We start from the raw sequence: 16200 nt of genomic DNA, 5'->3' as shown, positions 1-16200 counted from the left end.
TGCGATTTCTTACTGCATATGACTTCATCTTATCAGCAACAACTTGAAGCCAAAATTGAACGCATCAGCGCTCAGTTTGCCGAATATCAACCACCTGCTTTAGAAGTATTCCAGTCTCCTGAAAAATATTTCCGCATGCGTGCTGAATTCCGGATCTGGCATACTGAAGATGATCTGTTTTATGCCATGTTCGAACGTGACGAAAACAACAATAAAAAAGTCATTCGTATTGATGAATTTCCAATTGCAGACCGCAGCATTAATGACTTGATGCCACAATTACTTGAAGCATTCAAGGCAGATGCCAATCTGGGTCATCGCCTGTTTGAAGTCCATTTTCTGGCAACTTTAAGTGGTCAAGTTCTGGTATCTCTGATTTATCACCGCAAGCTAGATGAAAGCTGGGAACCTGCCGCAAAAGTACTGGCGGAAAAGCTGAATATCAAACTGATTGGCCGTAGCCGTGGTCAGAAATTCGTCCTGACTGATGAATATGTGGTGGAAGAACTGTCTGTTTTTGATCGTCGCTATAAATATAAGCAGATCGAAAGCAGCTTCACCCAGCCCAATGCACAAGTTTGTCAAAAAATGCTGGAATGGGCATGTGATGCAGCAGAGCAATCAGATAAAGATTTGCTGGAACTCTACTGTGGTAATGGCAACTTCACTCTACCGCTTTCGACCAAATTCCGCCGTGTTTTAGCCACTGAATTAGCCAAATCTTCAGTTTATGCAGCTGAGTGGAATATTGAGCAGAACCAGATTGAAAATATTCAGGTTGCGCGTCTGTCTGCAGAAGAATTCACTCAAGCTTATAATGGCGAACGTGTTTTCCGTCGTTTGCAGGAAGCACAAATTGATATTTCGACTTATGATTTCGATACAGTATTTGTCGATCCACCACGTGCCGGTATTGATGATGAAACGCTGAAACTGTTACAGCGTTTCCAGCGTATTATTTACATTTCTTGCAATCCAGATACCTTATATGACAATCTGAAACAGTTGTCTCAAACGCATAAAATCAGCAAGTTCGCCATGTTTGACCAGTTCCCGTATACGCACCATGTTGAGACGGGTGTCTTGTTGGAAAAAGTATAAAGAATTTGTTTCAATTTATTATATTGTTACAAAAATGGAGCTTTTTGAAGCTCCATTTTTTATATTAAAAATCATATATTTAATAATAAATATTGACTTGTACAGCAAGAAATATCGTTAGACCTTCGGGCTTCCATCGGAAATTTTCAAGACTAACTGCTGCTTTTATCACATAGGTCCTATTGCTTTATTTATTTAATTGGCTATATTTCACTCTATGTTAGGTTGTTGTATGAAGGCTCTATGAGTTTTTGGCAAAAGTTGTTTTCTAATGAACAACACAATGAACACAAGAATCAAATTGCTTGTGTTGAAAATGATTGCTCTTGCAAGACGAATGAACAGCTTCTTGAAGCACTTTCTAAAGCCACTGATGAAGAAATTATCATCGGAATTAAAAAGGTTCTGGTATCTCGCGGCTATAGCCGTAAAGAACTGAATGAACTTCAGCACTTGCCATTGCAGTAATCGGCCAAGGTTACAGCCGTATAAAGAAAGCACTTGCGTAGTCAGGTGCTTTTTTTATGCTTGAAAGTTTATAGTTGAAGGGTTTGGTCTTCTCTATTTCAGCATAGTTTATTAACTCCAACTTTAAAACTTCAGAGATCAGGCAGGAAAACTCTAAACAACTCATTGATCCCCTTTGATTTGAAGAAATGTTAAGGCTTGCTTAGGCTATTTAAAACCTTTATCAGAAGAATATGTTCTAAATTCTGCTTTCTTTAAATCCCTTTAAATTTGGCTTAATAACTCTTCAATTCTGATCTGAAACTCAGGCAAGGCATCGATTAATTTAGCAAAACACAGTACACTTCCTATTAAACGACAATGCTTTTTAAATGGCTTAATTCTGATATGCAACAGACTAAACGGTTTCCCATAGGCGCACACCTTATGGTTAAACATTTCGGTTATACCCATCATGGGATTTACGCCGGACGTGGTCGTGTCATTCATTATTCCGGCTTTGCGCATTTATTCAAGAAACGCCCCATTGAAATCACCTCGATTGAAAAATTCAGTCATGGCAAACCGATTCATATGCAGCATTATGACTCGGCAAAATATAAAGGTCGTAAAGTGGTGCGCCGCATGCGGTCCAGAATGCATGAAAATAACTATCATCTGATTATTAATAATTGCGAACATTTGTGTACCTGGGCCATTACCGGCGTAGAAAGCAGCCCGCAAGTGATTTATATGATGAATCGTCTGACCACGATTGGTTATATCAGCTCGATGATGAGTTTTATGAACAGCATGTTCCTGACCCTGACCACCACCAGTTTCGCATTGGCGCTGTACATCAAGAAGAAGCTCAGAGATAAAGCCAATCTGCGTTTGCAACAATACCGTGAATTGCAAGATCAGGCTAAAACTAAAGTGTCAGACCTGACTAATTTTAAACATCGTTAATTCAAAGCCTAGTCTACCGATAAATGATGAGCAGGAAAGGTTGAGGCCGTGTTTACATTTTGATGATGTCGATAAGGAATTAGGTTAAATAGCCTTTTTTGGCTTGAATCGCTTCAGGTAGTGCTTTGCCTAAAGAGCTTAGGGTTTCCCGCTCGACCAGTCGTACAATTGAATCTAGCGGCAGATCATTGTCTTGTAGACCAAAGGGTTCTTCCAGCTCCGCACTGAGCTCGTCCAGCCCGAGTAGCATATAAGCAATTAATCCGACCAGGATCGGCGTCCACAGGCCTAAATTTGCCTGCAAACTGAAAGGCAGGATAAAGCAAAAAGAATAAACCGCACGATGTAATAATACCGAATAAGAAAATGGTAATGGCGTTGACAAAATTCGGTCACAACCAGCCTGAATATCTCCCAAGGCCACAGTATGCTGATTCAGGTTGTTATAAATAATATCGCTGATCTTACCCTGTTTATATTGCTGTACCAGCTCTTTTTGCATCTGTTCCAGCACCCATTGTGATGGATTGATTTGCATGGGCAATTGCTCAAATGATTTAGGTTCAAAACCGGTAGTCGCCTGATAATCCTGAATACTGGGCGTTTGCTGTCTCAACCGGTCACGTAACAAATGGGTAAACAGCATCATGCGATACAGCAACATTTTACGGGTTTGATTATCTAGCACATGGCTGTCGCGGCATAAATGACGCGTGGTTGCAATCAACGCACCCCAAAGCTTACGACCTTCCCACCAGCGATCATAGCAGGCTGTATTTCTAAAACTTAAAAAAATCGAGAGAATGACACCAAAGATGGTAAAGCCAATTGCCGGGACAGCAGGAAGGCTCACGAAATGCGCCTGACTCAAATACACCAGCAAAGCGGAAATAAAAACCACCAAGATTAATGCGGGCAGCACCTTGGGCAGAATCGTTCCCTGCCAGGCAAACAGTAACCCCAAACTATTATTCTTATCACGCACAATCATGCAATTTTCCCTGCTGTATTGAAAAAGCCCAACCAGAGTTGGGCTTTTTACATTCTGACTTAAACCAGCTTATTTGCCTGGTTTAAAGCTGTCCTTAAGATCCAGAATACGGTTAAATACCGGTTTTTCGCTGGAATGATCATATTGATCTGCCACGAAATAACCTTCACGCTCAAACTGGAAACGATCCTCCGGCTGAGCTTGCGCTAATGCAGGCTCAATCACGGCCTGAACCACCTTCAATGATTCAGGGTTCAGGTTTGCCAAGAAGTCATCACCCACTTCTGGATCAGACTCCGTAAACAGACGGTCGTAAATACGCACTTCTGCAGGAACGCCTTTTGTCGCAGATACCCAGTGAATCACACCTTTGACCTTACGACCTTCAGGATTTTTACCCAAAGTTTCAGGATCAATCGAACATTTCAGCTCAACCACTTCGCCATTTTCATCTTTAATGACTTCGTCGCATTTGATCACATAGGCATGACGTAAACGGACTTCACCACCTGGAATCAAACGTTTAAAGCCTTTTGGTGGCTCTTCTTCAAAGTCTTTACGGTCAATATACAGCTCAGTCGTCAATGGAATAACGCGCTCGCCCATATCGACATTCGGATGACGTGAATGGGTCAGGTCCATATCGGCTGGCAAGTTGGTTAAAGTCACTTTTAATGGATTTAACACCGCCATACCACGAGCTGCGGTATTTTCCAGAGACTGGCGAATACAGTATTCCAGCATGGCTACATCGACGATACTGCCATCAACCTTCGACACACCGACACGTTGACAGAAATCACGTAGACCTTCAGGTGTGAAACCACGACGACGCATACCCACTACAGTTGGCATACGTGGATCATCCCAACCATTTACATGACCACCTTCAACCAGCTTACGCAATTTGCGTTTTGAGGTGATGGTATAGTCCACATTCAAACGGCTCGATTCATACTGACGTGGCACGGATGGTGATTTAACTTTTGCCACCACCCAGTCATAGAACGGACGGTGATCCTGGAATTCCAAAGTACACAGTGAATGCGTAATGCCTTCAATCGCATCAGAAAGTGGATGCGCATAGTCATACATTGGATAAATTTTCCATTTATCGCCAGTCTGATGGTGTTCAGAATGCAGGATACGATACAGGATCGGATCACGCATATGCACGTTCGGTGACGTCATATCGATCTTGGCACGTAAAACGGCCTGACCTTCTGCATATTCACCGCTGCGCATTTTCTCAAAACGTTCCAGGTTTTCTGCAACCTTTGCATCACGTTGTGGCGAGTTCTTACCTGGCTCAACGAAATTACCGCGGTTTAAACGGATCTCTTCTGGACTTTGCAAATCCACATAGGCATCACCCTGCTCAATCAGCTGAACTGCCCAGGTATAAAGTTGATCAAAATAGCTTGATGCATAACGCGGCTCACCTTCCCACTGGAAACCCAGCCATTTCACATCATTGGCAATACCATCCACATATTCCTGCTCTTCGGCATCCGGGTTGGTATCGTCAAAACGCAGGTTACAAACACCTTTAAATTCTTCAGCAATTCCGAAGTTCAAGCAAATTGCTTTCACATGGCCAATATGTAAATAGCCATTCGGCTCAGGCGGAAAACGCGTCACCACCTGTTGAGTACGACCAGCGGCTAAATCATCGGTAATGACCTGACGTACAAAGTCCAAGCCTGGTTGTTGTTCTTGCTGCTGCACTGAATCGACTGCATTGTTCTTTTGGGTCGGGTTCTCGGGCAGAGATGTCACAACATCATTTGGCTTCATGATCAATCATTCACTTCTAAAGTTAAAAAGGGATTAACAAATATTTCATCGCACAAGTTGTACGTATATTCATTATCAAAGTTCCTTAGTTTAACTATAGGTGATTAATCTCTCAACCGCTAACTACGGTATTTGATTTCAATTCACTCATTTTAAAAAGTGAAAATACAGCAAGCTGCCCAAAACTAAAATATCAACGCTTTAAGAAACTGGAAAATGATTCAATTCGTGCCTGTCCGAAATATAACGCCCTGTCTGGCAGCATTTGAAATGCCTTGATAAATCAACGTATAAATAAGGTATTATTTTTATGCTTTTAACAAAGAAAATAATGTTTTTACTTGCCTTGTCGAATGTAGTTTGCTTATGCTTCACTCATTCAGAAAAAACCATGGCACTCGTCCATGATCAGGAGATTACACAATGAGTTTTCCTCAAGTCGAATTAAACACCAATAAAGGTCGTATTGTTCTAGAACTCAATGCTGAAAAAGCACCTAAAACCGTAGCTAACTTTTTAGAATACGTACGTGACGGTTTTTATGACGGCGTAATTTTCCACCGTGTTATTGATGGTTTCATGATCCAAGGCGGCGGCATGGATGAAAACTTCAAAGAAAAAGCAACACGTGATGCAATCGAAAACGAAGCAGACAACGGCTTGACCAATGACGAAGGTACGATTGCAATGGCGCGTACTCAGGCACCGCACTCTGCTTCTGCTCAGTTCTTCATTAACGTGAAAAACAACTCATTCCTTAACCACTCTGGCAAAACTGCTCAAGGTTGGGGTTATGCCGTATTTGGTAAAGTCGTTGAAGGTATGGACGTTGTGAACGAAATCAAAAACGTACGTACTGGCAACCGTGGCTACCACGCTGACGTTCCTCTAGAAAACGTAGTAATCGAATCTGCAAAAATCATTTCTGAATAAAAAACGTCCTCTCCGTTCTTTTATGAGTTTTAAAGCAACACTTTAAAACAGTGTAATGGAAAATCCCTCATATGAATGAGGGATCTAGAGAGGAATAAAAGGAAAAGATTCGTGACCTATCTGTTTATCTCAGATTTACATTTGTCACCTGATCACCCTCGACTTGTTCGGGGGTTTTTAGATTTATTAACTGAATATCAAAATCAAAATACCCAATTGTATATTCTGGGTGACTGGTTCAATGCCTGGATTGGTGATGACTATACCTCTCCATGGCTGGACGAAATTGTCACTGCATTAAAACAGTTTACTCAGGCTGGGAATCAAGTCTATTTTCAGGCCGGCAACCGGGATTTTGTCTTAGGAAGTAAATTTTTAGCTCGATTTGGCGGGCAGCTTCTTCCCGAAATCGATCAGCTAATCATTGCCGGAACACATTTTCGCCTGGAACATGGCGATGCCCTATGTACCGATGACGTCTCCTATCAGCGTTTTAAAAAGATTATTCGTCATCCCTGGCTACTTGGCTTCTTAAGAAAAACCCCTCTCTCATTTCGAACCAGACTAGCCAACCGCTTTCGTCAACAAAGCCATCAGGCACAACAGTTTAAAAGCTATGAAGTGATGGACGTCAACCCACATGCAGTTGAGCTGGCATTACAGGATGTAGATGTACTAATCCATGGTCATACGCATCGCGCAGCCATTCATCAGTTAGCCCAGAAAAGAAGAATTGTACTAGGCGACTGGAAAGAAGACAGTGCAGAGATTCTGGAAATTCAGGAAGATCAAAGTTTTGATACCTTGAAACTAAAAAAGTGGCGATATTAATCAGCCACTTTTTACGATATTGATCTGCTTAACACAGACGATAAAGCTGGTTTACCCCAGTATAGAAACTTTTACCATCGAGATTGAACTGAAATTCCTCACCCGTTGGCAATTGAATCATTTTACCGACCTCAACCCAGATAAAACCGTCCATTGTATTTTGCTTGCGCTTTAATGGAACCAGTTTCACGTTAATTTCATTGCCATCAGCGGCAGTGGCAATATGCCATTCATTGATTTTGATCAAAATATTTACTCACACGATATGAGCTTTTTGTGACTATATGGAGAGAGATTAATAACAACCTAGTTTACATAATAGTTCTATGGTTAGTAGATCTTATTTGAGTTCAAATACTTGAACTAAAAAGTACATCACAATCAGCTTAAAATAATAATAGAAGCAAGAACAGTACTTGCTTGAAGTGCAACCAGTGTAAGCTATTTATCCAGCAAAAGCAAAATTACATTGTAATGACAATAGAATGGGATTTTTAAGAACTTTTTTCATGCTTTGTTAATTATTAGGCTTTTGATTTTTATGATCTAAAATTCATTTTAACGTTATTTCATTTCCGTTGATAAACAAAACCTGTCTTTAAATACCTTAAAATCAATATTAGAGACATGAAACTCAGCCCGAGGTACAGCAAGTTCCACTCTCCCGTCTTTTGATAATTTAGGATCAAGAGAATAGCATTTAAGGCTACAAACAGTACGTGAATCATAAAAAAGGCTTGTTGCACTCGTCTAGTTTTTTGCTGACGTTGGTTCTCTAAGATGTTCTGCTGTTCTTGTAAAAATTGTTCTGCATCTTGAAGGTTCATTATGATTTTCTTATGGCTGAATGAATAGCTCATCTAAAGAATTTCCGGTTAAAAATAAACTAAAAATCTAAGCAAGCTATTCATTCAGAATCTCTTGTTGATTAATAACCGCTAGTCGGATTAATCACATTGATATCCTTTTTATATTTCCCCAATAGATCACGCAAGGAATTCATCAAAACACTGGTATCTACGCCCACTGCTACAAACTCAGTGCCAAGTTCGATATATTTTTGCGTCACTTCATGCTGGGTTGACAGAATTCCTGCAGCTTTGCCTGCAGAACGAATCCGCTGGATTGCATCAATTACAGCTTTTTGTACTTCAGGATGATTCGGATCACCTTGATAACCCATAGTGGCAGATAGATCAACGGCGCCAATAAACACGCCATCAATCCCGTCGATCTGAAGAATAGCATCCAGATTTTCCAGTCCTGTGACCGATTCAATCTGGATTAATAAACAGATTTCTTCATGTGCCGTCTGATAATAATTTGGAATGCTGTTCCAGCGGGTGGCACGTGCCAGTGCAGCACCAACGCCACGAATTCCTTCAGGCGGATAACGGACTGCCCTGACCATGAGTTCGGCCTGTTCCACGGTTTCTACCATCGGAATCAACAGCGTTTGTGCACCGATATCAAGGAGTTGCTTGATCAGTTGTACGCTACCAATGGGTGGTCGTACCACTGCTTGCGAGGGATAAGCAGCAATACTTTGCAGTTGCGACAAAGTCGTTCTCAAATCACTGGGTGCATGCTCACCATCAATCAGCAGCCAGTCATAACCTGCATTTGCCGCAATCTCGGTTCCATAGGCATCTGCCAATCCAATCCATAAGCCGATTTGCTGCTGGGTTTTCAGTTTGTGTTTAAAGTAATTGGTCACTTGCATCCGCTAACCTATTTGCATGTTGCTGGCGATGCCTCTTATTAAACGCTTCTCGCTTAAAAGTGCCAATAGACAAAAACTGGATTTTAATCTGATTTAACTCTAAGTTTTGCTTGAATCCAGCTCAAGATCATCTCAAAACAGGCTTTGCCTGATGCTTTTTTATTGTAATAATCAGGGGATGTGAAAAATGTATATATTTAAAACTTCTACTCGCTGTTTATTTAAAAAGATTGGAGTCCATTGATGGATTTACTCAAGATCACACAGACCCGCTATACCACTAAAGCCTATGATCCTAGCAAGAAAATCCCAGCAGAACAGTTTGAACGCTTGTTAGAAATTTTGCGTCTGACACCCTCTTCAATCAATATTCAGCCTTGGCATTTTTTTATTGCCGATCATGATGCAGCCAAACAGCGCATTGCCAAAGCGTTGGTTGGTACTTATGCCTACAATGCACCCAAAGTTCTGGATTCATCCCATACCATTTTATTCTGCACCAAAGCCGATATTAATGAGTTGCATCTAGAAAACTTATTGAACCGCGATGATCTCAGTGGCCGTTTTAAAGATGAATCAGCCAAAGAAGGTCAGAAAAATACCCGTGCAGGTTATATTCATTATTATCGTAATGAAAAAGGTGATATTCAGCGTTGGGCTGAAAACCAGACCTTCATTGCACTCGGTCAAATGCTCTTGGCTGCCGGAATTGAAGGGGTTGATGCCACACCAATTGGCGGCTTTGACGAAGAGATGATTAGTGAAGAATTACAACTTGCAGAACAGGGTTTGATCCCTTCTGTATTGCTGACTTTAGGCTATCGCAGTGAAAATGATTTCAATGCCAAACTCCCTAAATCACGTCTTGCCGCTGAAGATATTTTCACCAAACTGTAAGGAATTTATGCTATAAAAGGGGTCAAGCGCCCCTTTCCATGTCAATTCGGGCCTATTTTTTGCTTTATTTAATTTACATCTAATAGAATAACAATAGAGGTCATCTATGTCGCTCCTTACATCCAAATCCCTGAAATTTGAATGCCATCATTGCGATAAAATTTATCTCCAGCACTATAAAGAGCAACAGCATCGTTATCCGCACTGTCCAGACTGCCAACAGTCCGGTTTATTGCTTGGACTGGCCGAAGCAGGTGACCTGCTCCGACATCCGATTGAATTTGCATCCTCTTATGTCAAGCAGACATTGCATAAGCTAGGCAAATCACACTAGTCAAGCCTAGCAGTAATCCTAGAGTACTTGCAGGTTTGAGCCGTTCTTTAAAGAATACCAGACCTGCTATCACACCAAATACCACCACCAGAATATTCATGCCAGCAAAGACGATCGCAGGTGAATCCTTAAGCAGCATATGGGCTTTGACATAGAAAGCAATATTGGCAAAATTCAGGACACCCAATAACAGACCAGCGCCGATATTCTGCATCGAGCCCAAGCTTTTATATTTGATTAACAGATAGCCCATCGAAATGATCAGGGCACAAACAAACATTAGATTCAGCGCCACCGCGAATTGCAGGCCCAGACTGGTTGTATATTTCAACAATACATCAATCAGTGCATAACCGACCCAGACCAAGCCCAGATACAACATTCCCTGACTGCCCTGTCCTGTACTTTGTCGATGTGAAAACAGGATGCACAGCACTGCTCCAATACCTAAAGCGATCCCAAGTATTTTCAGCTGATTAAACTGTTCCTGAAAAATGAAATAGGCTGCAGCCAGTGACAAAACTACAGAAAGTCGCTGGGCAATTTCGGTTTTTAAAATTCCAGCCGTTTGCAAAGCCTTGGCCAAAAACAGAAATACGCTCGGAAGCAAAATACCCAGAGCCAGAATAAGCAACCAAGGCGTCTGAGACATTGACATATGCTGAATATCAGGCTTGAACCAGAAAAAACACAAGAGACTGGCTGTCATATAGTTCCAGCTAATCATGTGTATTGGACTCAACCCCTTATTTCTGGCGACTTTTAATAATATTGAGACCGCAACGCTACATAGCGCTGCTGCGAAAATCAGTTCCATATGCTGCTCTTATTCTTGGTCTTTATAGGTCTACAAAAAAGCCCACATGTGCAGTGGGCTTTTTTTATAAATGATTCACTGGGAATTATTTATAGTGTGACACCATTTTCTCTAAAGAGATTGGGCGAATCTTGTCTGCATTGCCTGCAGTACCAAAAGCTTCGTAACGATCGATACAGATTTGCTTCATTGCATCTACAGTTGCGCTGAAGAATTTACGTGGATCGAATTCGCTTGGTTTTTCTGCCATCATACGACGCATTGCACCGGTAGATGCTAAACGCAAGTCAGTATCGATGTTAATCTTGCGCACGCCGTGTTTGATCGCTTCAACCAGCTGTTCAACCGGAACACCGTAAGTTTCCTTGATGTCGCCGCCATACTGGTTAATCACTGCCAACCATTCTTGTGGCACAGAGCTTGAACCGTGCATGACAAGATGCGTATTTGGAAGTGCTGCGTGAATTTCTTTAATGCGGTCAATCGCAAGAATATCACCTGTAGGTGGACGCGTGAACTTGTACGCACCGTGTGAAGTACCTACTGCAATTGCAAGTGCATCAACATTGGTATCAGCAACGAAGCTACGCGCTTCTTCAACTGAAGTCAGGAGTTGAGAATGATCCAGTACGCCTTCTGCGCCTACGCCATCTTCTTCACCCGCCATACCTGTTTCAAGGCTACCTAAACAACCGATTTCACCTTCAACAGATACGCCACACGCATGTGCCATTTGAACTGTACGGCGAGTCACATCAACGTTATATTCATATGAAGTTGGTGTTTTACCGTCTTCACCGAGTGAACCGTCCATCATCACTGATGAAAAGCCTAACTGGATTGAACGTTGACAAATGTCAGGGCTCGTACCGTGGTCTTGATGCATTACCACTGGAATATGTGGCCATTCTTCAATTGCAGCCAAAATTAGGTGACGCAAGAACGGAGCGCCTGCATATTTACGCGCACCCGCAGATGCTTGTACGATAACAGGTGAATTGGTTGCATCTGCTGCAAGCATAATTGCACGCATTTGTTCTAAGTTGTTTACGTTAAATGCTGGTACGCCGTAAGCATGTTCGCCGGCGTGATCCAAGAGCTGGCGCAATGAAATAAGAGCCATAATATCCTCCCAGTGAATGCCCCATATTCTACATGTTCAAAGGTTTCAATTCAGCAACAAATAACACTATTTAAAAAAAATCCCTGCATTTGCAGGGATTTTGTGTCACATCAGCCAGATTAAGGTGCTACAGGCTCTGAAGTCGCAGTAACTGACTCGTCTGCAGTCGCTTCATCGGCTGGCGCATTGGCAACTTCAGCTGGAATATCGGTATTTTTTTCATCTAAAATTGGCTGATCAATGGCGTCAATGGCGGCTTGCTGTTCTGGAGTTACAGTCTGATCCGCCACTGCTGCCGAGCTTTCTGCTTCAGCTTCTGGTGCACTTTCCTGTTTTGCACACGCAGTCAGTGCCAGAGATGCTGCTAATAATACTGCCGTAGTTAACTGTTTTTTCATCACGTATTCTCGTCATTTGGTGATTTAATGACTGCATCTTATGACAGATTTATTGCATTTTAATGACGAAGCCATGAAGGGTAAGTTTTCACTGTCAAAAAAATGACATAAAAAAAAGCTGGCGCTTGGCCAGCTTTTTAGCTTAGGACATGCCATTAAGCACGTTCTAACAATACCGCAACTGCAGGAAGGGTTTTACCTTCAACGAATTCAAGGAATGCACCGCCACCCGTCGAGATATAACCAATTTTGTCAGCCACTTCATATTTATCAATCGCAGCAAGTGTGTCCCCACCGCCTGCAATCGAGAAACCTTCCGATTCAGCAATTGCTAAAGATAAAGTTTTAGTCCCTTCACCGAATTGATCTACTTCAAATACGCCGACCGGGCCATTCCAAAGAATGGTTTTAGAGGTTTTCAGGATTTCTGCAAATGCTTTCGCAGTTTCTGGACCTACATCCAGGATCATGTCGTTGTCAGCAACATCTGCAACATTTTTCACCGTCGCTTTTGCTGAAGCCAATGAACCCAAGAAATCTTCAAAGTTAATTTCAGAGGCATCTGTAACGACTACGTCAGTTGGAAGTGGAACTGATACTTTTGCAGCAATGGCTTTTGCTGTATCGATCAGATCCTTTTCACACAGTGATTTGCCCACGTTATAGCCTGCCGCAGCAAGGAAAGTGTTGGCAATACCGCCACCAACGATCAATTGATCACAGATATCAGAAAGTGAGGTCAAAACGTCAAGTTTGGTTGAAACTTTAGAACCTGCAACAATCGCCACCATTGGTTTTTCTGGAGTTTTCAGTGCACGACCAAGTGCATCCAGTTCAGCTGCCAATAAAGGACCTGCTGCTGCAACTTTTGCTAAACGTGCTACACCTTCAGTAGACGCTTCTGCACGGTGCGCTGTACCAAAGGCATCCATCACGAATACATCACAAAGTGCTGCATATTTTGCTGCAAGCTCTGGATTGTTTTTCTTTTCACCGACGTTAAAACGGCAGTTTTCAAGTAGAACCACCTGGCCTGGCTGAACTTCAACACCATTTAAATAGTCAGTGAACAGTTTCACTTCCTGACCCAACGCTTCAGTCAAGTAAGCCGCTACAGGGGCAAGTGACTGTTCAGCTTTAGGCTCACCTTCAACCGGACGACCCAGATGAGAATACACCATGACTGCAGCGCCTTTTTCTAGTGCTGCTTTAATCGTTGGCAATGCTGCACGAAGACGCGCATCGCTGGTGATCACACCATTTTTAACAGGAACGTTTAAATCTTCACGGATCAGAACACGTTTACCTGCTAAATCGAGGTCAGTCATACGCTGAAAGTTCATGTAGAGCTCACTTTATAGATATTAAAACCAGGCGATTTTAAATGATTATGCAGAAAAAGGTTAGCATCTTTTGCAGAAAACATTATGAATGCCAAAGTTTTGTTATGATAGAAAAAAGCCTCTTTTAGATTCAGTCCCTATGTCGATACATCCTGATCCAAATCTTAACCGTTTGAACGTGTTAGGTGAGCCTTTGTCCAGCTGTTGCTTCGATCCGATTACCGGATATTTCCGCAATGGCTTTTGCCATACTGCGACCACCGATCTGGGCCAGCATACGGTTTGCGCGCAAATGACCTCAGAATTTCTGAATTTTTCTCAAAAAGTCGGTAATGACCTGATTACGCCTTTGCCCGAACTGGATTTCCCGGGCCTGCAACCTGGCGATTTCTGGTGTATCTGCGTAACGCGCTGGGTCGAAGCCTATGAAGCGGGTCAAGCTCCACCGATCAAGCTACAAGCCTGTCACAAAGCTGTTCTAGCGTATGTACCGTTAAATATTCTTGAGGAATATGCTGTCTAATGAATTCTGCACAGATTATCTTGGCATCGTCCAGTCAAACCCGCAAAGCGCTGATGGATCGTCTGCATATTAATTATATTTCCATGGTACCGGATATTGATGAATCTCCTCGCGGGGAAAATCACGCAGATGATCTGGCACAACGACTGGCTTTTGAGAAAGCCAGATATATTGCTGAACAAAATCCAGAAGCGATTGTGATCGGCTCAGATCAGGTGGCATGGCGTGAAGGTGCGCCGGATATTTTTATTGGTAAACCGTTAACGACTGAAAAGGCCATTCGCCAGCTACAAGCCAACTCGGACAAGATTGTCTATTTTAGTACTGCGCTCAGTGTGCAGCAGCTATCGACCGGTTTTGAACAAAGTCTGGTTGAACACTATAAAGTCAAGTTCCGCAAACTGTCTCAGGTCGAAATTGAGCGTTATGTCGAAATTGAACAACCTTTGCATTGTGCAGGCAGTTTCAAATGTGAAAGCCTCGGTATCAGCTTGTTTGAAGAAATGATCGGACAAGATCAGACCACGCTGATGGGCATGCCAATGATCAAGCTCTGTCATATTCTTCGTGAATTAAAAATTTTGGTTCCTTAATCTCTCCCTTTAAATTCAGGCTTTACTCTATGTCTCAACCTTTAGACGTACTAGGCGGTATTACCGCTGAACAATTCCTTAGCGAATACTGGCAAAAGAAACCTTTACTGGTGCGTAATGCAATGCCTGAAATCGCCAGTTTGCTTGAACCCAATGATGTGATGGAACTTGCGCTTGAAGAACATGTCACTGCCCGTCTCATCAAGCAGAAAGATCGTGATCCGAATCAATGGAGCGTGAAATCTTCACCTTTGCTCAAAGCAGATTTCCAGAAAATGCCCAAGCTCTGGACGCTTTTGGTTCAGGCCGTAGATCACTATTCATTTGACCTGTCGGCACTTTGGAAAAAATTCCCGTTTATTCCACAATGGCGTCGCGATGACATCATGGTGTCTTATGCACCGCAAGGCGGTTCAGTCGGCAAGCATTTCGATTTCTATGATGTGTTTCTGGTACAAGGCTATGGCCATCGTCGCTGGCAGCTTGGGCAAATGTGTGATACCGAAACTCCATTTGTTCCGGGTCAACCGCTTAAATTATTGCCTGAAATAGAAGTGAACTTTGATGAAGTGCTGGCACCTGGCGACTTGCTCTATGTGCCGCCTGGTCTGGCTCATTACGGCGTGGCTGAAGATGACTGCCTGACTTATTCATTCGGTTTCCGCATGCCAAATATCAGTGACATGATGGATCGTGTCGGGGATAAATTCTCTGAAAATGAAACGCTGCGTAACCCATTGCTGGATATCATCCGTGATCAAGTCGGTGCTATCGGTGAAGTGAGCAGCAATGAGCTGGAATATCTGAAAGAACACATCATGCAGCAACTGCATAATTCCAATGTTCTCGAAGATGCCATCATGAGCTTGATGTCCGAACCTAAATATCCTGAAAACCTGCCTGAAGCAGAAGAAATCGGTACAGGTGATCTGGAAGAAGCACTCGATCAGGGCTATAGCCTGATGCTCGAACCTGCGTCACGCCTGCTTTATACTGAAACGGACGGCGACGTTCTGTTCTGGGCAAATGGTGAGGGTGTGTGCATCTCTGAGACATTTACCGCAAAACTCAAACAGCTTGCAGATGGTGAAGCGCTGTTATTCGGTGAAGACTTCGCTGATGAAGAAATTCTGGAAGATGTTGCTGCATTATTAAATGAAGCCGTGTTGATGCTGGTTCCACCGCCAGAAGACGAGTAATCTTTCCACGGTTCTATTTAGGCAATAATTTTAAGAGGATCACATGATCCTCTTTTTTATTTTTAGAGTCTAGGGCGTGTCCTCATTTGAAGAATTGGTTTTAAATACTTAAAATCCTCCTTTGAGTTATTTTTATTTCTATATTTTCAATGGCACGTACTCTTCTTACCGATGATATCTG

Annotated in this window: 18 protein-coding genes; 10 read left to right on the top strand and 8 right to left on the bottom strand. The window is 42.5% G+C overall.

Going from position 1 to position 16200, the window contains the following annotated elements; all coding sequences use genetic code 11:
- Positions 1 to 18 precede the first annotated feature (18 nt).
- The 3 genes from trmA (at position 19) to AC1IR0_RS08070 (ending at position 2517) form a co-directional block, all read left to right on the top strand.
- Positions 19 to 1101: a tRNA (uridine(54)-C5)-methyltransferase TrmA gene (trmA, locus tag AC1IR0_RS08080; RefSeq protein ID WP_219309525.1), complete on the top strand. Its 1083-nt coding sequence runs from the start codon at positions 19 to 21 to the stop codon at positions 1099 to 1101.
- 243 nt (positions 1102 to 1344) lie between these two features.
- Positions 1345 to 1569: a hypothetical protein gene (locus tag AC1IR0_RS08075; RefSeq protein ID WP_034436106.1), complete on the top strand. Its 225-nt coding sequence runs from the start codon at positions 1345 to 1347 to the stop codon at positions 1567 to 1569.
- A gap of 387 nt (positions 1570 to 1956) precedes the next feature.
- A complete protein-coding gene (locus tag AC1IR0_RS08070; RefSeq protein WP_004279839.1) occupies positions 1957 to 2517 on the top strand; it encodes a lecithin retinol acyltransferase family protein in 561 nt (186 codons plus the stop codon).
- Between the two features lie 79 nt (positions 2518 to 2596).
- Here the strand turns inward: AC1IR0_RS08070 and AC1IR0_RS08065 are convergent, their stop codons facing one another.
- Together AC1IR0_RS08065 and AC1IR0_RS08060 are read right to left on the bottom strand one after the other, a co-directional pair.
- Positions 2597 to 3508: a bestrophin family protein gene (locus AC1IR0_RS08065; protein ID WP_409653116.1), complete on the bottom strand. Its 912-nt coding sequence runs from the start codon at positions 3506 to 3508 to the stop codon at positions 2597 to 2599.
- Positions 3509 to 3577: 69 nt separating this feature from the next.
- Positions 3578 to 5305 carry a glutamine--tRNA ligase/YqeY domain fusion protein gene (locus AC1IR0_RS08060; protein WP_247143566.1) on the bottom strand — a complete coding sequence of 576 codons (1728 nt, stop codon included), beginning with the start codon at positions 5303 to 5305 and terminating at the stop codon, positions 3578 to 3580.
- A 423-nt stretch (positions 5306 to 5728) separates the two neighbouring features.
- On the opposite strand from AC1IR0_RS08060, the gene AC1IR0_RS08055 reads away from it, so the two are divergent.
- Positions 5729 to 6238 (top strand): peptidylprolyl isomerase, encoded by a 510-nt coding sequence (locus tag AC1IR0_RS08055; protein WP_004279844.1) that lies wholly within the window; start codon positions 5729 to 5731, stop codon positions 6236 to 6238.
- Positions 6239 to 6349: 111 nt separating this feature from the next.
- A complete protein-coding gene (locus AC1IR0_RS08050; RefSeq protein WP_004646748.1) occupies positions 6350 to 7069 on the top strand; it encodes a UDP-2,3-diacylglucosamine diphosphatase in 720 nt (239 codons plus the stop codon).
- A 28-nt stretch (positions 7070 to 7097) separates the two neighbouring features.
- Here AC1IR0_RS08050 and AC1IR0_RS08045 read toward each other — a convergent pair whose 3' ends face one another.
- Together AC1IR0_RS08045 and hpaI are read right to left on the bottom strand one after the other, a co-directional pair.
- Entirely contained in the window at positions 7098 to 7316 is a 219-nt protein-coding gene (locus AC1IR0_RS08045) for a hypothetical protein (RefSeq protein ID WP_004279847.1), read from the bottom strand.
- Positions 7317 to 7997: 681 nt separating this feature from the next.
- Positions 7998 to 8792, bottom strand: coding sequence for a 4-hydroxy-2-oxoheptanedioate aldolase (gene hpaI, locus AC1IR0_RS08040; RefSeq protein WP_004279848.1), 795 nt, complete (start codon positions 8790 to 8792; stop codon positions 7998 to 8000).
- A 243-nt stretch (positions 8793 to 9035) separates the two neighbouring features.
- Here hpaI and nfsB point away from each other — a divergent pair, with 243 nt between their 5' ends.
- On the top strand, positions 9036 to 9689 hold the full coding sequence (gene nfsB / locus AC1IR0_RS08035) for an oxygen-insensitive NAD(P)H nitroreductase (protein WP_044110102.1): 654 nt from the start codon (positions 9036 to 9038) through the stop codon (positions 9687 to 9689).
- A 106-nt stretch (positions 9690 to 9795) separates the two neighbouring features.
- Positions 9796 to 10023, top strand: coding sequence for a hypothetical protein (locus AC1IR0_RS08030; protein ID WP_004646744.1), 228 nt, complete (start codon positions 9796 to 9798; stop codon positions 10021 to 10023).
- Here the strand turns inward: AC1IR0_RS08030 and AC1IR0_RS08025 are convergent.
- From AC1IR0_RS08025 to AC1IR0_RS08010, 4 genes are all read right to left on the bottom strand, one after another.
- Positions 9986 to 10840 carry an EamA family transporter gene (locus AC1IR0_RS08025; RefSeq protein WP_409653111.1) on the bottom strand — a complete coding sequence of 285 codons (855 nt, stop codon included), beginning with the start codon at positions 10838 to 10840 and terminating at the stop codon, positions 9986 to 9988. The two genes, AC1IR0_RS08030 and AC1IR0_RS08025, sit on opposite strands and share 38 nt — an antisense overlap.
- 85 nt (positions 10841 to 10925) lie before the next feature.
- Entirely contained in the window at positions 10926 to 11963 is a 1038-nt protein-coding gene (gene fba, locus AC1IR0_RS08020; protein ID WP_004279853.1) for a class II fructose-bisphosphate aldolase, read from the bottom strand.
- Between the two features lie 119 nt (positions 11964 to 12082).
- Entirely contained in the window at positions 12083 to 12361 is a 279-nt protein-coding gene (locus tag AC1IR0_RS08015; RefSeq protein ID WP_085064666.1) for a hypothetical protein, read from the bottom strand.
- 155 nt (positions 12362 to 12516) lie between these two features.
- Positions 12517 to 13704 carry a phosphoglycerate kinase gene (locus tag AC1IR0_RS08010; protein WP_409653108.1) on the bottom strand — a complete coding sequence of 396 codons (1188 nt, stop codon included), beginning with the start codon at positions 13702 to 13704 and terminating at the stop codon, positions 12517 to 12519.
- Between the two features lie 139 nt (positions 13705 to 13843).
- Between AC1IR0_RS08010 and AC1IR0_RS08005 the strand changes: the two genes are divergently transcribed.
- The 3 genes from AC1IR0_RS08005 to AC1IR0_RS07995 are packed head-to-tail and all read left to right on the top strand — an operon-like array spanning position 13844 to position 16019.
- On the top strand, positions 13844 to 14227 hold the full coding sequence (locus AC1IR0_RS08005; RefSeq protein WP_004279857.1) for a DUF2237 family protein: 384 nt from the start codon (positions 13844 to 13846) through the stop codon (positions 14225 to 14227).
- Positions 14227 to 14820 (top strand): Maf family protein, encoded by a 594-nt coding sequence (locus tag AC1IR0_RS08000; protein WP_004279859.1) that lies wholly within the window; start codon positions 14227 to 14229, stop codon positions 14818 to 14820. Before AC1IR0_RS08005 ends, AC1IR0_RS08000 begins: the two co-directional genes overlap by 1 nt.
- Before the next feature lie 29 nt (positions 14821 to 14849).
- Positions 14850 to 16019: a ribosomal protein uL16 3-hydroxylase gene (locus AC1IR0_RS07995; RefSeq protein WP_004279861.1), complete on the top strand. Its 1170-nt coding sequence runs from the start codon at positions 14850 to 14852 to the stop codon at positions 16017 to 16019.
- Positions 16020 to 16200 lie beyond the last annotated feature (181 nt).

The organism is Acinetobacter sp. 129952 (assembly GCF_056642055.1).
This window is presented reverse-complemented; position numbering and strand designations above follow the sequence as displayed.

Coding starts and splice junctions, on each gene's coding strand:
- trmA (WP_219309525.1), top strand. CDS start 19: ATGACTTCATCTTATCAGCAACAACTTGAAGCCAAAATTGAACGCATC.
- AC1IR0_RS08075 (WP_034436106.1), top strand. CDS start 1,345: ATGAGTTTTTGGCAAAAGTTGTTTTCTAATGAACAACACAATGAACAC.
- AC1IR0_RS08070 (WP_004279839.1), top strand. CDS start 1,957: ATGCAACAGACTAAACGGTTTCCCATAGGCGCACACCTTATGGTTAAA.
- AC1IR0_RS08065 (WP_409653116.1), bottom strand. CDS start 3,508: ATGATTGTGCGTGATAAGAATAATAGTTTGGGGTTACTGTTTGCCTGG.
- AC1IR0_RS08060 (WP_247143566.1), bottom strand. CDS start 5,305: ATGAAGCCAAATGATGTTGTGACATCTCTGCCCGAGAACCCGACCCAA.
- AC1IR0_RS08055 (WP_004279844.1), top strand. CDS start 5,729: ATGAGTTTTCCTCAAGTCGAATTAAACACCAATAAAGGTCGTATTGTT.
- hpaI (WP_004279848.1), bottom strand. CDS start 8,792: ATGCAAGTGACCAATTACTTTAAACACAAACTGAAAACCCAGCAGCAA.
- nfsB (WP_044110102.1), top strand. CDS start 9,036: ATGGATTTACTCAAGATCACACAGACCCGCTATACCACTAAAGCCTAT.
- AC1IR0_RS08030 (WP_004646744.1), top strand. CDS start 9,796: ATGTCGCTCCTTACATCCAAATCCCTGAAATTTGAATGCCATCATTGC.
- AC1IR0_RS08025 (WP_409653111.1), bottom strand. CDS start 10,840: ATGGAACTGATTTTCGCAGCAGCGCTATGTAGCGTTGCGGTCTCAATA.
- fba (WP_004279853.1), bottom strand. CDS start 11,963: ATGGCTCTTATTTCATTGCGCCAGCTCTTGGATCACGCCGGCGAACAT.
- AC1IR0_RS08015 (WP_085064666.1), bottom strand. CDS start 12,361: ATGAAAAAACAGTTAACTACGGCAGTATTATTAGCAGCATCTCTGGCA.
- AC1IR0_RS08010 (WP_409653108.1), bottom strand. CDS start 13,704: ATGAACTTTCAGCGTATGACTGACCTCGATTTAGCAGGTAAACGTGTT.
- AC1IR0_RS08005 (WP_004279857.1), top strand. CDS start 13,844: ATGTCGATACATCCTGATCCAAATCTTAACCGTTTGAACGTGTTAGGT.
- AC1IR0_RS08000 (WP_004279859.1), top strand. CDS start 14,227: ATGAATTCTGCACAGATTATCTTGGCATCGTCCAGTCAAACCCGCAAA.
- AC1IR0_RS07995 (WP_004279861.1), top strand. CDS start 14,850: ATGTCTCAACCTTTAGACGTACTAGGCGGTATTACCGCTGAACAATTC.